10 protein-coding genes are annotated in these 17523 nt (G+C 59.1%); 6 read left to right on the top strand and 4 right to left on the bottom strand.

Annotated elements, in window-relative coordinates:
- Positions 1 to 131: 131 nt before the first annotated feature.
- Complete coding sequence (locus K3166_RS09370) at positions 132 to 3647, top strand: TonB-dependent receptor domain-containing protein (protein WP_221421995.1); 3516 nt, start codon at positions 132 to 134, stop codon at positions 3645 to 3647.
- Positions 3648 to 3773: 126 nt separating this feature from the next.
- A complete protein-coding gene (locus K3166_RS09365) occupies positions 3774 to 5765 on the top strand; it encodes an alpha/beta hydrolase family protein (RefSeq protein WP_247714595.1) in 1992 nt (663 codons plus the stop codon).
- A gap of 429 nt (positions 5766 to 6194) precedes the next feature.
- On the opposite strand, the gene K3166_RS09360 is transcribed toward K3166_RS09365, so the two are convergent.
- Positions 6195 to 9173, bottom strand: coding sequence for a TonB-dependent receptor domain-containing protein (locus K3166_RS09360; RefSeq protein WP_221421993.1), 2979 nt, complete (start codon positions 9171 to 9173; stop codon positions 6195 to 6197).
- Positions 9174 to 9533: 360 nt separating this feature from the next.
- Here K3166_RS09360 and K3166_RS09355 point away from each other — a divergent pair, with 360 nt between their 5' ends.
- The 3 genes from K3166_RS09355 to K3166_RS09345 all read left to right on the top strand — a co-directional run bounded on the left by K3166_RS09355 (position 9534) and on the right by K3166_RS09345 (position 12197).
- Positions 9534 to 10070, top strand: a complete 537-nt coding sequence (locus K3166_RS09355) for a hypothetical protein (RefSeq protein WP_221421992.1) — start codon at positions 9534 to 9536, stop codon at positions 10068 to 10070.
- Between the two features lie 141 nt (positions 10071 to 10211).
- Positions 10212 to 11384: an acetyl-CoA C-acetyltransferase gene (locus K3166_RS09350; RefSeq protein ID WP_221421991.1), complete on the top strand. Its 1173-nt coding sequence runs from the start codon at positions 10212 to 10214 to the stop codon at positions 11382 to 11384.
- 27 nt (positions 11385 to 11411) lie between these two features.
- Complete coding sequence (locus tag K3166_RS09345; RefSeq protein ID WP_221421990.1) at positions 11412 to 12197, top strand: SDR family NAD(P)-dependent oxidoreductase; 786 nt, start codon at positions 11412 to 11414, stop codon at positions 12195 to 12197.
- A 116-nt stretch (positions 12198 to 12313) separates the two neighbouring features.
- Here K3166_RS09345 and K3166_RS09340 read toward each other — a convergent pair whose 3' ends face one another.
- Positions 12314 to 15205 (bottom strand): M16 family metallopeptidase, encoded by a 2892-nt coding sequence (locus K3166_RS09340; protein WP_221421989.1) that lies wholly within the window; start codon positions 15203 to 15205, stop codon positions 12314 to 12316.
- Between the two features lie 41 nt (positions 15206 to 15246).
- Between K3166_RS09340 and K3166_RS09335 the strand changes: the two genes are divergently transcribed.
- Positions 15247 to 15465 (top strand): hypothetical protein, encoded by a 219-nt coding sequence (locus tag K3166_RS09335; protein WP_221421988.1) that lies wholly within the window; start codon positions 15247 to 15249, stop codon positions 15463 to 15465.
- A 28-nt stretch (positions 15466 to 15493) separates the two neighbouring features.
- Here the strand turns inward: K3166_RS09335 and K3166_RS09330 are convergent, their stop codons facing one another.
- Complete coding sequence (locus K3166_RS09330; protein WP_221421987.1) at positions 15494 to 16093, bottom strand: SDR family oxidoreductase; 600 nt, start codon at positions 16091 to 16093, stop codon at positions 15494 to 15496.
- 28 nt (positions 16094 to 16121) lie between these two features.
- Positions 16122 to 17501: an NAD-dependent succinate-semialdehyde dehydrogenase gene (locus K3166_RS09325; protein ID WP_221421986.1), complete on the bottom strand. Its 1380-nt coding sequence runs from the start codon at positions 17499 to 17501 to the stop codon at positions 16122 to 16124.
- Positions 17502 to 17523: the final 22 nt, after the last annotated feature.

Genomic DNA, 17523 nt, shown 5'->3' with positions numbered 1-17523 from the left:
CCCCTCGCAGTTGGGACTGGGGGTCTTTCCACCCGGACAAATAATGACGAACCGGACGCCGCTAGGGGTGCGTCCTTTTCGTCGTCCGGTGATGGTAGGCGCAGTTCCGGTTGTCGCGACTGGAGTATTCAATGCGAAAAATTCATACAAAAACAATTAAGGGTCTCGCCCTGTCGGCGTCGGCCATTGCGCTTGTGTCTGGTAGCCAGGTATTTGCGCAGGACGCTGACTGTCCTGAAGGCCAGGAAGACGTTAACGGCGAATGTGTCGTTCAGTCTGACGGTCCTGACGGCGTAACCAACAATGACGCCAGCGCCGGCGACGTCGTTGATGTAAGCAGCACGGGCGCTAGCGGTGAGCAAGCACCCGGTGCCATCGTTGTTACCGGTTCGCGTATCAAGCGCGACACTTACAGCTCGATCTCGCCGCTTCAGGTTCTGACTACCGAAGCTGAGCAGGAAGCCGGCCTCTTCGATCCGACTTCGATCCTTCAGCGCTCTGAAAGTGCTGCCGGTGTCCAGATCGACGCAACGTTCCAGGGCTTCGTGCTCGACAACGGTCCGGGTTCGACCACGCTGGACCTTCGCGGTCTCGGCGCTGACCGTACACTTCTCCTCATCAACGGTCGCCGTCTCGCGCCCGCAGGTGTTGAAGGTGCGCCTACCGCTCCTTCGCTCAACCTGCTCCCGAGCACGCTGATCGAGCGCTACGACCTGCTTCTCGACGGTGCTTCGTCGGTTTACGGTTCGGACGCAGTTGCCGGTGTCGGTAACGTCATCCTCAAGAAGGATTTCGACGGTCTTGAGCTGACTGCATTCGGCAACATCAACCCGCAGGGCGGCGGCGATGACTACACAGTCGGCGCAGCATGGGGCTTCAACACCGACCGTGGTTTCTTCGGCATCGGCGCGGAATATGACTTCCGTGACAGCGTCCGCCTGAGCGACCGTGATTTCTTCCGCGGTTGCGATACCAACCTCGACATCACCAATACTGGTGAAATTCGCCGCCTCACGATCGACCAGCAGGCAGGTGCGCTTGCCGATTCGGATGGCCTGATCACGACTTCTACGAGCGAATGTATCCAGGACGGCTTCAATGGCCGCATCATCGTTCCGTTCACCAATATTGGTTCGATCTATTACGACGAGACCGTCTATGGCGGCCAGGTCGGTAACTCCGGTATTCCGGGCTTCTCGGAATCGTTCTTCGGTGGCCCGATCGATGCGGATGGCGATGGCGTTCGCGACCTCGACTTCCTGAACGATTACAACCTGAACGGGGCCAATCCCGAGCAGACGTTCCTCAGCCAGCAGAAGCGTTACAACATCCTCGCTTACGGTGAGTACACCTTCCCGGGTGCGGCAAATCTGACGCCGTTCTTTGAAGCGATGTACACACGTGCAGAAGTGTTCGGCGAGAACGAATTCTTCGCCCAGATCTTCCCGTACGTACCGGATAACAACCAGTTCAACCCGTGTAATACGGACGTCTCGGGCATCGACTGTCGTTCCGACACCGAAGCCTCGCTTCCTGGTTCCGGCCTATTTGGTTTCGGTCCGATTTCGGCCCGTCCGGTGTTCGCCATCGAAGGCGACCGTAACAACACCGATGTTACGCAGGAGCAGTATCGCGGCGTATTCGGTCTGCGCGGGGACCTTCCCTTCATCGCACCGAGCTGGTCGTTCGAAACTTCGTTCGTCTATTCGTTTGCTGAAGGTCGTTCGAACGTCCGCGGTATCCGCGAAGACAAGCTTGCCTTCGCTCTGGGTATCGACCCGACGATGGACTTCGACGGCGACGGCATCATCGACAATAACGGTGACGGTATTGCCGACGACTACAACTCCGGTGTGACTATCGGTAACTCGTTCATCGCACAGGTAACTGGTGGTCTTCCGGCTATCACGCCTTGTGATGCATCGGCACTTGCAAATCCGAACGCGGCGCTCGCCGATCTCACGCAGGGCTGTGTTCCTGTGAACCTGTTCGCACCGAGCGTTCTTGGCTCGGCGCAGGGCAATTTCGCCACGCAGGCCGAGCGTGATTACGTGTTCGGTGATCGCTCGTTCGACACGACTTACGAACAGATCGTCTGGAACGCGTTCGTAACGGGTGACTTGTTTGACCTTCCCGCAGGCCCGGTTGGCGCTGTGCTTGGTGTCGAATATCGCCGTGACGAGATCAACTCGGTCGCAAGTGATGTCGCATCCAACGGTCTCTTCTTCGGCTTCTTCGCGGATAGCGGTGCAGTCGGAAGCAAGGAAATCAAGGAAGCCTTCGGCGAAATCGACATTCCGCTGCAGGCCGACAAGCCTTGGGTTCGCGAACTGAACCTGAACCTGTCGGGCCGTGTAACGGATGAAGAGTTCTACGGAACCAACTTCACCTACTCGATCAAGGCTGGCTGGCGTCCGATCGACGCTCTCTTGCTCAAGTTCAGCTACGGTACTTCGTTCCGTGCACCGAACCTGCGCGAGAACTTCCTCGGTTCGCAGTCGGGCTTCAACTCGGTTACCGATCCGTGCGCCGTGCCTGATCAGGCGTTCGATGCTGACACCGGCACGTACGATCCGACCAACGAAACGCGCGATCAGCGTATCCTCGACAACTGTATCCGCGAAGGCCGTGATCCGACCACAGTCGGTTTGCAGATCGATCCGACCACGGGTGCAGCGCTGTCGCCGATCCAGGTCGCCAGCGTCGAAGTCAGCCGCGGTGGTGCGCTTGACATCGATCCGGAAACCTCACGCTCGATCACAGCTGGTTTCGCGTTCGAAGAAACCTTTGGTGAAGGTTGGGACTTCGCGCTGGGCGCGAACTACTACGATATCAAGGTGAAGGACTCGATCATTTCGCCTTCGCTCGGTTTCATCGTCAGCGATTGCTACACGCGGGAAGATCCGCAACGCAGCACTTTCTGTGATCGTATCACCGCATCGACCACCGGTTCGCAGCTGATCTCTGACGTTTTCGCAGGCTTCATTAACCTGAACGAAGAAAGCGTCCGCGGCTTCGACTTCAACGGTCGTCTGGGCAAGGAAGTGCCGCTGTTCGGCACACTGGTGGACTTCGGACTGAATGTCCGTGCCAACCATCTCCTTGAGCGGAGTTCGCTGTTCATCGATGATACCACGGGCAACTTCGTCAGCGACGAAGACCGGGGCGAAGTGGGTCTCCAGAAGTGGACCGGTCGTGCGACCTTCACTGCTGGCATCGACGAATTCCGCTTCTCGTGGAACACTCGCTACATCGGCGGCTTCGACCAGGATCCTGACCTGATCGACGAATTCTCGGACGTCTTCGGTTATAACGAAGCAGGTGAATTCATCGGCCAGACCGGCAGCACCTGTCTCGGTGGCGGTTCGCGTGATGCGTTCGGTGTCCAAGACGGCATCGTCCCAGGCGACGGCGTGTTCTGTCGCCCGGTCGGCTTCGCTGACGAACAGTTCCTGCACACGGCATCGATCAGCTACCGTGCTGAGCAGATGGAAATCATCCTTGGCGTAAGCAACGTCTTTGATACTGCGCCGCCGCAGGTCAGCCCGTTTGCATCCGGCATCACGGATATTTCGAATACCGTGCTTGGTGCTGGTTACGACTATAACGGTCGTGAATTCTTCGCGTCGATCAACTACGCGTTCTAACGCTGTTCAGTTTTACTGAACTATAAGTTTGGGCGGCTCGGTGCGAATGTGCTGGGCCGCCCATTTTCGTTCAAGGGGTTGAACAGGTCTTGTGAGAAGAGTCTTATGAATAGTCTGAAGTTTAGTATGATGGCCGCAGCTGCAGTCGTTTTGTCTGCGCCCCTTGGGCCGGTAGCTGCATCGGCGCAGCAGAACACCACCGGAATGCCGACGGTCCCGATCGAAGCTTGGGCACTTCGCGATGTGGTGAGCTCGGTCCAGGTTTCTCCCGATGGCAAACACGTCTTGGTGGTGAGCAGGGACAGCAAGCTCGGTGACAACTTCCTCGACATCTATAAAGTGGAAGACATGTCCAAGCCCTTCAAGCGGCTTGCCGCCGATCCGATGGAAATCGTGTCCGCCTCGTGGATCAGCGATAATCAGATCATCGGCACCACCTGGAAGGTCATCCGCAAGTCGGTGAAGTACCAAGAGCAGGATGTTCGCGGCTACAAGGTCTATGTCTACAACCTCGAGAAGAACAAGTTCACCGAGGCAGACGGCAATTATGACATCGTCAACAGGTTGCCCAACGATCCCGATCACGTGCTGATTTCACAGGCTCGCCGTAATGATGGCGGAACGGGCGTCGATCCCCTCGAATTCATTCGTCCGCGCGCCTATTACAAATTCAACGTTGAAAGCGGAACAAGAGCGCTCGTCTACAAGGGCAGCGAGAAATATCCGAGTGCTATCTTTGATGACGACGGTAATCCGCGCTTCACCTCGTCGATCGACCAGGCGACGAAAGAGCTGCGCTTCTACTACCGCGGTGCCAACGACGGCGACTGGACTCAGATGGATCAGACATATGATCTGGATGAGCACGAGAATATCTATACCGTCTACAGCGGTTTCCAGGGCTTCCAGGGCTTCAACGCCGAAGATCCCACCAAGGGTTACTTCATCACGACAAATGGTGAGGACAAGGCCGGTCTTTACGAATTCGACTTCAATACCGGCAAGCTAGGCGCAAAGCTCTATTCCAACGAGAATGCCGACATCATCGGACTTCAGCGTCATTCGATGGCGCGTTCGGGGAATACCAGTCTCGTGGCAGCAGTTTTCCCGGGAGAGAAGTACGAACGCGCATGGTTCGACGAGACGGAATTGGCACTTCACCAGACCCTCGAAGCCAGCATTCCAAATGCTCACCAAGTGTCGATTACAAGTCGGTCGGACGACGGGAAGACCATGATTGTGAGCAACTCAGGTCCGCGTGATCCGGGTTCATACTGGCTGGTCAAGGACGGCCGGATGTCCAAATTGGGCAGCCGCAATCCGCTTCTCACGCCGAACGAACTGAGTGACGTCGAATACATCCAGTACAAATCGCGCGACGGGCGGACGATTCCGGCCTACGTCACCAAGCCCAAGGGCGAGGGACCGTTTCCGCTGGTGGTCATGCCGCACGGCGGACCGCACGTGAATGAAGTCGTCGGTTTCGACGAATGGGGCCAGCTGCTTGCGAATGCTGGCTACATGGTCCTCCAGCCTCAGTACCGTATCTCGACGGGTTGGGGGAAAGAGCACTTCGATGCCGGTTATGGCGAACATGGCGGAAAGATGCAGGACGATAAGGACGATGGTGCGATGTACCTTGTCCAGCAGGGTCTGGTTGATCCTGACCGTATGGCAATGTTTGGCTGGTCGTATGGCGGTTACGCCGCGCTGGTTGCTGCGCAGCGTGATGAGAATATCTATCAGTGCGCGATTGCCGGTGCAGCGGTTGCCAACTCGGAACGCTGGTACAAAGAGACCCGCAGCCCGTACAGCCCGCAGGCATTCGATGATTGGTCGAAGCGTCGCGGTACGATCGGCGTAGATCCCGTCAAGACAGCGGAAAAGACCAATATCCCGCTTCTGATGGTACATGGTGATGTTGATCGCCGTGTGATGTATTATCACTACGAAGACTACAAGAAGGCCATGGAAAAGGCCGGCAAGACCAATGCGCAGTATCTGACGCTTGAAGGTGCCGATCACTTCTCCAACACGCTGATGTACGATCACCAGGAGCTGTTTTACACCAAGATGCTGGACTTCCTGAAGAACGATTGCGGCCCGGGTGGTCTTTGATCCAGGCTTAGCATAGCAAATACACACAGAAGGGGCTGGACGAGCGATCGTCCGGCCCCTTTTTTTGCGCCCGGCCTCGGGAGCGTACGACAGGATTGGTCGGGCTTTGCGCTTGCAGGAGCGGCTGCCCGTGTGTGTGCAGACATGACAGTCCGAATGGTGAGGGGGGCTAAGGTAGTGTGGAGAGGCCTTGCGGCCACCGAACGGTGCGCGACGCGCGGCCTCCTGAGCTTACTGCCCTGAAGAGCGTCGGCAGGATACCGAAGCGTGGGTGGTATGCTTGATGGCGCCTTCTGAGAGCATGCACCAGTCTTCGGCGTTGCGGTCTTGAACAACGGGCATGGTGCCAGCCGCGGCACAATGGCTTCAGGCAAAGAAAAAGCCGCGGACCTTTCGATCCGCGGCTTCTCTATGTGACTTCTTCGGGAATTAGAATTCGAAGTTGATCCCGGCGAAGAAGGTCCGACCTGTGTCGTACAGGGTCGGGAAGGTGTTGCCGTTGCCGAGCGGAGCGCCCGACGACGAGCTGACCGGGGGCTGCTCGTTGAGGAAGTTGAGCACACCGCCGCGCAGGGTTACCGAGTCTGTCAGGTCCGCGAAGAGCGTGAAGTCAAGGTAGTTCACTGCAGGCATACGGTCATCGATTTCAGGCGATGCGCCTTCTTCGTTGTCCGTACCGCCGTAGTAGCGCCATGTCAGCGACGGCGAGATGCCGGCGATGCCGTCCCAACCGATGGTCAGGTTATGACGATACTTCGGGTTCACCGGAACGACGCAGTCGTTGTTCAGCTGAGCAACGCAGTCAATCGCATCACCGCCCGGGAAGGGGATGAAGTCGTTCGACAGCAGGTATGTTGCTGCATAGTTGAGCGACAGGTCACCGCCACCAAGCGGCAGACGATAGGCCACCTGGCCGTCGATGCCCGAAGTGGTCAGTTCTGCGATGTTGACGTTCGTCAGCGTGAAGCCAACGCCCGGAGCCGAGTTCAGCGAACCCTGAGCGTCACGCTGCAGGAGGTCACAGAACGTGGAGTCGCCGGTCGCCAGGCAGTTATCAAGAATGGTCTGCTGACCGATACCTGCGCTGATGTAATCTTCGACGGTGATGTCGAAGTAGTCGACCGAGACGATCAGACCCGGAGCAAAGGTGGGCTGGAAGACCGCACCGAACGTCCACGTGTCCGAGCTTTCCGGGATCAGGTCCGGGTTACCGCCGGTGATGGCACCGGTCTGGCCCGAAATGACGTCCAGGATGTTGCCGTACTGTCCAGCCGTTACACCCGTGTTGGCACAGGCAGCAGCCGATGCGTCGGGATTTGCGGTTGCACAGGGATCGTAAAGACCCGAGCTACGCTGGTTGAGGTTCGCAAGACCGATGTCCTGGCCGGTGTACAGCTCGATGACGTTCGGTGCACGAACGGCGCGCTGGAACTGACCGCGGAACGTGATGTCCTCGATCGGCTTCCAGCTCAACTGTACGCCGAACGCATCCGTAGCGAACGAGTTGGTGCTGTTGTTACCTTCAGCTTCGTATTCTGAGTGACGGTACTGACCAGCGACAACCAGTTCTTCGAAGAACGGACGGTCGGTGATCAAAGGAACCTGCAGCTCGGTGTAGATTTCATGAACGTCTACACGGCCGGCAACCGGGAGGGTTGCACCGCCAACGCCAGTGAAACCGCCACCGGGGATCCGGCTGATTTCGTCAGGAGTCGACTGCAGTTTGTCCTGGCGGTACTCGACACCAACGAGGAAGGCGACGCCTTCGTCGGAGAACGGCGACGAGAAGCCATATTCACCCAGGTCAGCCTGGATGTTGGCACCCAGAACGAGCTGCTTGGTTTCACCGATGATGATGCCGACGCCCTGAATGAAGTCGGTCTGATCACTGGTGATACGCGTGGTGCCATCGGCATTACGCTGGAACGGGTTGTAAGGAACACAACCGCCGCTCTGGTCGATACAAACAACGTTGCCGTTGCCATCGTCGACAGCAAAGAAAGCCTGCTGCAGGTTGGCAACGACGAAGTCGTTGGTCGAAACCGAAGTGTCGGAAGTCTGGCCGTACTGACCGAAAGCTTCCCAGTCCCAGATGTCGGCGAAGGTGCCGCGGAAACCGCCAACGATACGGAACGCCGAGTTGTCGAGACGCGAGTTACGCGGTCCGCCTTCGATGTTACGGTGCGAAGCGGAAATGCCGCTTACGATGTTGCCATCAGCGATATCGTCGGCAGTACAACCGAAGATGTCGGTCAGAGCGAGGCCTGGCGTACCCTGGATGTAGGGGTTGTCGCAGTTGATCGAATACGCGCCGATACCGAACGAAGCGGTTTCAGCGATCTGCGCATCCGAGCTGTTGTCGACATAGCTCAGGTCCATGAACATTTCGACGTTGTCGGTCAGTTCATAATAGCCCTTGGCGTAAAGCGTGAAACGCTCTGAAGGACGCTGGAAGAAGTTACGCTGACCGAAGTTGTAGGTCTGAGCGGGACCGCCAGCGAAAGGAATGATCGTGCCGTCTTCTTCCTGGAAAGCAAAGCCACCCGGTCCGCCGAAGAGGCGGAAGTTTGCCGAGCCAACGCAACCTGCGCCGCCGAAGCTGGTCGCGCTGGTCGAATTACCGATGGTACAAGCCGAGAATGCACGGTTGTCCTGGGTAACCTGCTCACGCTTTTCGTAGTTGGCGTACAGCGTTACGTTACCGCGACCGTCGGCAGTGTTGGTGCCGATGATGCCGGTGAAAGCATACTCGAGACCGTCAAGTGCCGGATCAGGAATGGGCTGACCGCCAGCTGCGAGGACGTTCTCGAAGAAGTCCTGGTCGTTGCCGTTCTGCTGGAAGCCGACCTGCGCGTCGAGTTCGACGCCTTCGAAGTCACGCTTGAGGATGAAGTTGGCAACACCGCCGACTGCGTCCGAACCGTAAACGGCCGAAGCACCACCCGTCAGGATGTCGACACGTTCGACAAGCTGCGAAGGGATAAGGTCAAGGTTGGCCGACGAGATCTGCGACGAACCGTAAGGCAGGCGACGACCGTCGATGAGGACGAGCGTACGGACCGAGCCGAGGCCGCGAAGGTTCAGTGTCGAAGTACCCGAGGCACCGTTCGAAACTTCACCGGCCTGACCGGCGAAAACCGAAGGCAGCTGGTTGGTGAGGTCTTCGATACGTGTCGTACCGCGTGCAGCGATCTGCTCGCTCGAAACCGAAAGAACGGGAGCCGCGCTCTCGAGATTCGGGTTGGCGTTGAGTCGTGTACCCGTGACGATGATGGCCGGGGGCGCTTCTTCTTCAGCCGTGGTGTCAACAGTGACATCCGCGTCCTGAGCGAAGGCCGGAGCCGCCACCATGGCCAGAGCGACGGTAAGCGAACCGGCACTAAGGCGAAGTTGCGTAGATTTTTTCATCTGGTTTCATACCCTTATGAATTGCCCGCACCACCAGGGCGGTGAAGGCGTTGCCGATTGAAGGGATGAAATTTGCCGCGTCGAAACGAAGCGTTTGGTCCCTCCAACCAAATGCGTGGGGTGAAGCCTGCGAGTGACTGGATAACTCCCCAGCCGCCATACAGACGTTCCCTGAAGCCGACCTACGCCTAATGGATGGCTGGATGAAACGCATTCGGCGGGAAAACAGGAATTTCGGCGCCTCGTGTAGCACACATGCAACACATCGCGACTTGCCGAAAAGCGCAGTTTTCGCCACAGTTTTGGGGCCTTGCAACCGTGTAAGGCGCGTTCGTGCCACAATTCCCGAAAGGATGTTCAATGGCCCATCTACCGCTTCGCCTGCTCGTAATATCGGCAATCGTCCTGCCGATGCCGCTTGCCGCGCAGGACCGTGCTTCGGACAAGCTCAAGACGCCTGAAGTGGTCGAGGAATTGTTCAATTGCCGTGCAATCGAGAATCCTGAAGAACGCCTTGCCTGCTTCGACCGGGAAGTGGAACGGGTCTTCGCAGCAAATGAAACGCGCGACCTCGTCATCACGGACCAGAGCGAGATCACCGAAGCCAAGCGCGGCCTGTTTGGATTGAACCTTCCCAATCTGCGGATTTTTTCCAGTGACAATGGCTCGGAAGACGTTGACCAGCTTACCGCCACGCTCGCCCGGGTGAGCAGGATGGATAATGGACGTTACCTGTTCGTGCTCGAAGACGGCGCGCGGTGGATGCAGACCGGCAACGTGAACGGGGCCCAGCGTTACAAGGAAGGTGACGAGGTGCTGATCAAGAAAGCATCGCTGGGCAGCTTCCGGGCGTCGGTCGGCGGAAGGAATGCCGGAAAAGTGCGCCGCCTCGACTAGGCGCGGCCTCGGAGCAGGGACGCAAGCGGCAGATCGCACCGAAGGGCCAGAGTAGCGCATCTGTCCGGCATTGCAGTTGACGTAAACGGAAAGCGACCTTAGCCCGTGGCAAATTGAAACTGTAATCCGGAGAGAGCCATTATGCCCGAAGCCTATATCGTCGAAGCCGTCAGGACCGCCGGCGGAAGAAGGGGCGGCAGGCTTGCCGGTGTGCATCCGGTCGACCTTGCGGCGCGCTCGCTCGATGCCATCATGGAACGCAGCGGCCTTGAGACCAAGGTGGTCGACGATGTGGTCATGGGCTGCGTCAGCCAGGGCGGTGAACAGGCGATGCAGGTGGGACGCAACGCCGTCCTCGCGGCCAAGCATCTCGGCGAAGGCGTGCCCGCCGTCACCATCGACCGCCAGTGCGGATCATCCCAGCAGGCGATCCAGTTCGCCGCGCAGGCGGTTATGAGCGGGACGCAGGACGTGGTGATCGCCAGCGGCGTCGAAAGCATGAGCCGGGTGCCGATGGGCTCGACGGCGATGTTCCACATGAAAGAGGGACTGGGCAACTACAAGTCGCCAGGCCTCGAGGAAAAATACCCCGGCATCCAGTGGTCCCAGTTCATGGGCGCGGAAATGATCGTGAAGAAGCATGGCTTCACCAAGGACGATCTCGACCGGTTTGCCTTGTCCAGCCACCAGAAGGCGATCGAAGCCACCCGTTCCGGCGCTTTCGAGGCTGAAATCGTGCCGGTCGAGATCGAAACCCCCGAAGGCACGCAGATGCATACCGTGGACGAAGGCATCCGCTTCGACGCCACGCTTGAAAGCATCTCCGGCGTTAAGCTGCTGAGCCCCGAGGGCACCATTACCGCCGCTTCGAGCAGCCAGATTTGCGATGGCTCCAGCGCGGTGCTGGTGGTTTCGGAAAGGGCGCTCAAGGAATATGGCCTCACCCCGATGGCCCGCATCCACAATCTGACCGTGACGGCCGGTGATCCGGTGATCATGCTGGAAGAACCGCTGTTCGCGACTGATCGCGCTCTCCAGCGTGCCGGAATGAGCATTGGCGATATCGACCTGTTCGAGGTGAACGAAGCTTTCGCTCCGGTCCCGCTCGCGTGGATGAAGCATACCGGTGCCGATCCTGACCGACTCAATGTGAACGGCGGTGCGATTGCGCTTGGCCATCCGCTGGGCGCATCCGGGACAAAATTGATGGCCACGCTCGTTCATGCATTGAAGGCGCGCGGCAAGAAATACGGTTTGCAGACGATGTGCGAAGGCGGCGGCGTCGCCAATGTCACCATCGTCGAATCGCTTTAACTAGTTCTAATTTCGAGAGGAAATTCCATGGAAGTCAGTAGCAACACTCCCGCAGTCGTAACCGGCGGCGCATCGGGCCTCGGTGAAGCCACCGCGCGCGCACTTGCCGCAAAGGGTGCCAAGGTAGCCATCTTCGACATGAACGAAGAGAAGGGCGAAGCGGTCGCCAAGGACATCGGCGGCATCTTCTGCAAGGTCAACGTGACCAGCGACGAAGACGTGGATGCCGGTTTCGCCAAGGCGCGCGATGCCCACGGTCAGGAACGTATCCTGGTAAACTGCGCGGGTATCGGCAACGCGATCAAGACCGCCAGCCGCGACAAGCAGACCGGCGAAATCAAGCATTTCCCGATCAGCGCGTTCGACTTCGTGATCCAGGTCAACCTGATCGGCACCTTCCGCTGCATCGCCAAGTCGGCTGCGGGCATGATGACTCTCGATCCGCTGAGCGAAGACGGCGACCGCGGGGCTATCGTGAACACCGCATCGGTTGCTGCCGAAGACGGGCAGATGGGCCAGGCAGCCTATTCCGCATCGAAGGGCGGCGTGGTCGGCATGACCTTGCCGATCGCACGCGACCTGATGCGCGAAGGCATCCGCGTGAACACCATCCTGCCGGGTATCTTCAACACCCCGCTGATGAATGCCGCTCCGCCGCAGGTGAAGGAAGCGCTGGCTGCATCGGTGCCGTTCCCCAAGCGCCTCGGCTATCCTGCAGAATACGCCAACGTCGCCATGTGCATGATCGAGACGGGTTACTTCAACGGTGAAGACGTCCGGCTCGACGGCGCGATCCGCATGGCACCGCGTTAAGCCAGCGGCTTAATCGCCGGCCGGCCCGCAGCGGCTGGAGGTCCAAATGAAAAGCCCCCGAGCGCTTCGCGCATCGGGGGCTTTTTTTGGATTGTCCGGACCCGATCGGAGGCTGTTTATTCAGACCCGTCTTTCGGCATCACGCGGATTTCCAGCGCGCCATCGGGCTTGAGATACTCGCGCGCTGCCGCGCTGATATCGGCGATAGTGATTGATGCCAGCACATCCGCGGCATTCCGGCGCCGTTCGAGGCGGTCCGGCTCTGCCTGTGCGGTCGCAACGACGCTGCTCCAGCTATCGTTATCCCGCTCTGCCCGAGTGAGCCGTTCTGCAATTGGCTGACGGGCGCGGAGCAGCGCATCTTCCGAGATGGTCCCTGACGCCAGTTCGGCAGCAATCTGTCGCGCGGCCATCGTCACGACATCCATCTTGTCAGGCGTTGACGGGGCCAGCACCGTGATGTGCCCGAAGCCATCATAATCGTACGAGGAATAGGAGAAGGCTTCAGGCGTGTAGGTTGCGCCCAATTCCTCGCGCACGACATCGGTCATGCGCAGTCCGAAGATGGCAGCGAGAAGCTCGCGAGTGGCATCAGAGCGGGCATCGGAGCCGTCGTCAGTCTTCCATTGCAGGGCCACCAGCCCTTGGTCTGCCGCGCCCGCATGAAAGAGCGTCCGCCGGGACAGGTCGTCGGTGAACGTGACAGGCTGCACTGTCTGCGGCCGTGCAGGAGCCGCCCGATCAGTCAGCGCCCCGAGCGTAGCGGCAACGGCGGCAATCGCGGCATCTTCGTCAAACGCCCCGACCAGGCCAAGCTCTACCGAGCCAGAGGCCAACTGTGGTTCAATCGCCGCCTTCAAATCCGCAAGCGACACGCGTGTTAGCGCCGCAGGATCGTCGAAACCAAAGCGCGTGTCATTGCCAGCGGGAATATAGTTCAGCGCCGAGATGAACAGCTGGATAGGATTGTTTGCAGTGTTGGTTGCCAGAAGCTGGGAAAGTCCTTCCCACTGGGACTGCGTTTCCGGGCGGTAGCCAGTTGCCGTCAGACGCGCAGCCAGAAGCTTGAGCTGGAACTCCAGATCCTGCGGCGTGGTGGTTCCCGAAGCGATCAGGGCGTCCTGCGCAGCGCGCATCCCCATTACGACGTTCCTGCCAGCAATGATGCGGCGCATTTCGTCGCTGTCATGAGCGGCGAACCCGTCTGCGGGAAGGAGGGTTTGCATCAGGTTTGCAAGGGCAGGCTTGTCTTGCGGAAATGCGCTCGCGCCCTGACCGATTTCCATGGTCAGCGATACGCTGTCTGGCTTGAAATCGGTCACTTTCATGTTGAGCTGGACGCCGTTGGCGAAGCGTACTGCGCGAATGCCGAGATCGTCGATGCGCGTATCCGATACCACCGTTCCGGGCACCCCGAAGCTGTCATAGGCAAAGTCCGCCGTCACCGCCTCGACCGGCGCGGTCAGCGCTATTGCCTGGCTTGCATCCAGAGCGGAGGCGACCTCGGCGTCGAAATTGTCGATCGGGGTCTTCGTGGCAATGTGGATAGCGGTCGGTCCGCCCTGCCAGGCCGCCTTGAAGGCGGTGTGCACGGCGTCCGCCGTCATCGCCGGTTTGAGGGCTTCCCACAATTGCAGCGTGTCTTGCGGGGCCATGACCACTGTGTCCATGATCGAACTCAGCGCGATCTCATCAGCGATCGCAGAGCTCGGGCGGCCTTCTGCCTGTGCCGCAGCATTGCGCAGCGCGGAATCGAACAGCGCCATGGCTTCTTCAATCTCGCTTTGCGTAAAGCCGAATTCGTCGGCGCGGCGCATTTCCTGCTCCGCCAATGAAAGCGCAGAGCGCCAGTCATCGTCTTTCGTGACCACCAGCAGGCCGAAGCTTTGCGCGGCCTGGAACAATTTTTGCGCTGATGCCTGTCCGCCGAGCATGGCAGCATCGGGCTGCTTTGCCAGCGTGTTGACGCGGTTGGTGATGGCCAGCCCCGCGATAGCTTTCAGCAGCTCTTCACGCTGCTCGGCCAGAGTGTTCGTCGCAGGTGTGAACGGCGACATGCGATGGTATTCGATCACGCCGGGCACCGCCGGATCGGCAAAGTGTCCCAGCAGCGGTTTGGCAGGTGGGTTGACCGCGCCGACATAGTCAGCGCCCGGCTCTCCAGTGCCGCGCCAGTCGGAGAAACCATCGCGGATGCGCTGTTCCATCGCGGCAACATCGAAGTCCCCGACCACGACCAGGGTCGCATTTTGCGGACGATAATACGCGCGATAGAAATCGCGGAGCGTCTCGGCACTGATCGTGGCCGTTGCCTCTGCATCGGAGCCGATACGCTGACCAAGGCGGCTTTCGGGCAGTGCCAGCGTGAACCAATCACTTCCGCGCCGCAGCCGTGGGTCGTTGCGAACCTGCGCTTCGGAGATGATAATGCCGCGCTCACGCTCTACCGCTGCGTCAGAAATGGTCAGTTCGCCGGCCACTTCGCGCATGATCATCATTGCCGCATTGATCGTGGCATCATCGGTCTTGGGCAGGTCGAGCTTGTAGGTGGTGCGGTCGGGCCAGGTCTCTGCATTGGTATCGGCGCCGAAGGCCAGCCCCAGCCGTTCCAGCATGGCGACCAGTTCGCCTTCTGGAATGTTGGTCGACCCGTTGAAAGCCATGTGCTCGATGTAGTGGGCAGCCGTCCGCTCAGCGGCACTTTCTTCCAGATTGCCGACATCGAAAGAGAAGCGCACCGAGGCGCCTCCTTGCGGCGTGCCATTGGGCCGCAGAGCATAGCGCATGCCGTTGTCCAGGCGGCCAAAGACGATCGCCGGATCCGCAGGAAGTTCCGTGCTGTCGATATTCCAGGCGGGCACGCCGTATACGGCATCGGTTTGCGTTTGCTGGGTGGCGGCAATTGTTTCCTGCGCCGCAGCCGGGCTGGCCGTCAGCGATACGGCCAGGGCTGCAGCCATAGCCATTGTCGATACGCGCAAACGTGCGCCTGAAAAATTCGAAGTCATGTGCGGTCCCCTATCGGTTTGATGCGAGCGAGGCGGTTCCAATGCCCGCCACTGCGCTCGTCAAATCCGGATCTGGTTTCAACACATTGACATCATTGCGTCCATCGGCGCTGGCGACGCTGGTCGAACGATCAAAGTCGTTGATAGAACGGTGTGACTATTCCGGCACCACCATCTGCGTCGCGGCCAGCAATGCCAGCCGCGACCAGAAGATTGTAGGGAGCAGCTATTACCCGATCATAGCGCCCGAGTGGGAGTGATGCTGCAATTACTTGTCGGCAAAAGGTCTTAGCTGATGGTTTCCATAAGGCTTACTTTGCCGTTCCATGCGTCGTCTTCGGCTGCATTGGCCAAAACGACAGCGACATCGCCGCGCGCGGCTTTGCCTTGTGGATCGACATCGTCGCCCAGCCGCACGCTGCCGGTTGCATCGTCATCGGTGAGCGCGACCGGGCGCAGGATCGCGTATTCGATGCTGCTGGATTTCAGGCGTTCGTCAGCAGCATGTTTGGCTTCGAGATAATGGGCCAGTTCGCTGTCGGGATCGGGATTCTCCGCGCCGACAGAACTTAACATCACGAAGCGCCGCACATCGGACTTTTCGGCTATCTCGATGAGACGGATCGCGCCGTCCCGGTCGACCTTGTCGGTCATTTCCGCGTCGGTATCGCCGCCGGAGCCGGCTGCGAAAATCACCACTTCGCAATCATGCGCCACGCTGTCATCCAGATCGGTGAGATCGCCAAGGCGTTGTTCGGCGGCTTCGGGCAATTGGCTGGTGTCCGACGAAGACCGTACGAGCGCGACTGGTTCGTGGCCGCGGTTGCACAATTCTTGGACGAGACGAGTGCCGGTGTTGCCGGTAGCTCCGGCGACTAAGATTTTCATGCGATATTCTCCGTAAATCTTGTAATTATCAGGGCAGGAAGATGGCTTTCGCGTTCACGAATTCCTTCATTCCGAAGCCGCCATGTTCACGGCCGTATCCGGAATTTTTCACACCGCCGAAGGGCATGTTCGGATCAGCTGCCCCGAACGAATTGATGCGCACCATCCCGGTGTCGAAATGGTCACGTGCGAGCCGGATGGCCTTGTCCTCGTCCTTGGTGAAAATGCCGCCGCCAAGACCGTAACGGCTGTCATTTGCGATCCGCATTGCGTCTTCATCGTCCTTGGCCCTGATGATAGAGGCTACCGGTCCGAACAGTTCATCGTCATAGGCAGGCGTGCCCTTCTTGCAGTCGGCAAGCACGGTGGCAGGATAATACCATCCGCTCGGGTCTTCCTCGGGATCGCCGCCGCACAGCAGTGTTGCGCCGCCTGCCACGCTCTTGCCCACCTGTTCGACCAATGTGTCGAACTGCTCCTTGCTGGAAACTGGCCCAAGCTGCGTGTCTTCGGCGGTGGGGTCACCCATCGTGATGGCTTTCATCTGGTCGACAAATGCACTCACGAACTCGTCATAGACCGCATCGGTCACAATGAACCGCTTGGCTGAAACGCAGGTTTCGCCATTGTTGTAGAGGCGCCCTTGGACGCAGGTTTTTACCGCCAGTTCGAGATCGGCATCTTCAAGCACGATGTAGGCATCGTTCGATCCCAGCTCGAGAACGGTCTTCTTCAACGCCTCGGTCGCCTTGGTGCCGATGTGGCGTCCGGCACCATCGCTGCCTGTCATGGTAACGGCGCGAACCTTGCCGTGCGCGATGATTTCATCGGACAGGTCGTGGCCCACCAGCACAACGTCGAACAACCCCTTCGGCAATCCTGCCTCCAGGCACAAATCGCGCAGCAGCAGGCCGCTTCCCGTGCAGATGGAGGCGTGCTTGAGAATGCAGGCGTTGCCTGCCATCGCATTGGCGGCAAGTACGCGCACCGGCTGGTAGAACGGGAAATTCCACGGCTGGATCGAATAGATCACGCCGATCGGCGAATAGGTCACGATGCCGCGCTTCTTGCCGCCGGAATGCTTACGCTCTTCGTCGGCGAGCTGGGAGGGTCCATTGTCCGCGGTGTATTCGAAAATGCGCGCACAAATCTCGACTTCGGTCTTTCCGTCGCGGATCAGCTTGCCGGTTTCCCGGGTCATCAGTTCACTGATGCGGTCGGTGTTTGCGCGCAGGACTTTTGCAATTTCCCGCAGCACCTCGGCCCGGTCTTCATGGCTGCGCGCGCGCCATTCCTCGAACGCCTCGTGCGCAGCGTCAATTTTAGCGAACGCCTCGTCCTTCGACATCAGGTCGTAGGTTTCGACTGATTCTCGCGTGGCGGGATTACAGGTTTCGATCTGTGACATGGAGGTATCCTGGCGTTGCTTA

This window comes from Qipengyuania psychrotolerans (assembly GCF_019711355.1).
In the GTDB taxonomy this organism is placed as follows: Bacteria; Pseudomonadota; Alphaproteobacteria; order Sphingomonadales; family Sphingomonadaceae; genus Qipengyuania; species Qipengyuania psychrotolerans.
The sequence above is the reverse complement of the archived record's forward strand: the minus strand, read 5'-3'. Positions and strand labels throughout refer to the sequence as shown.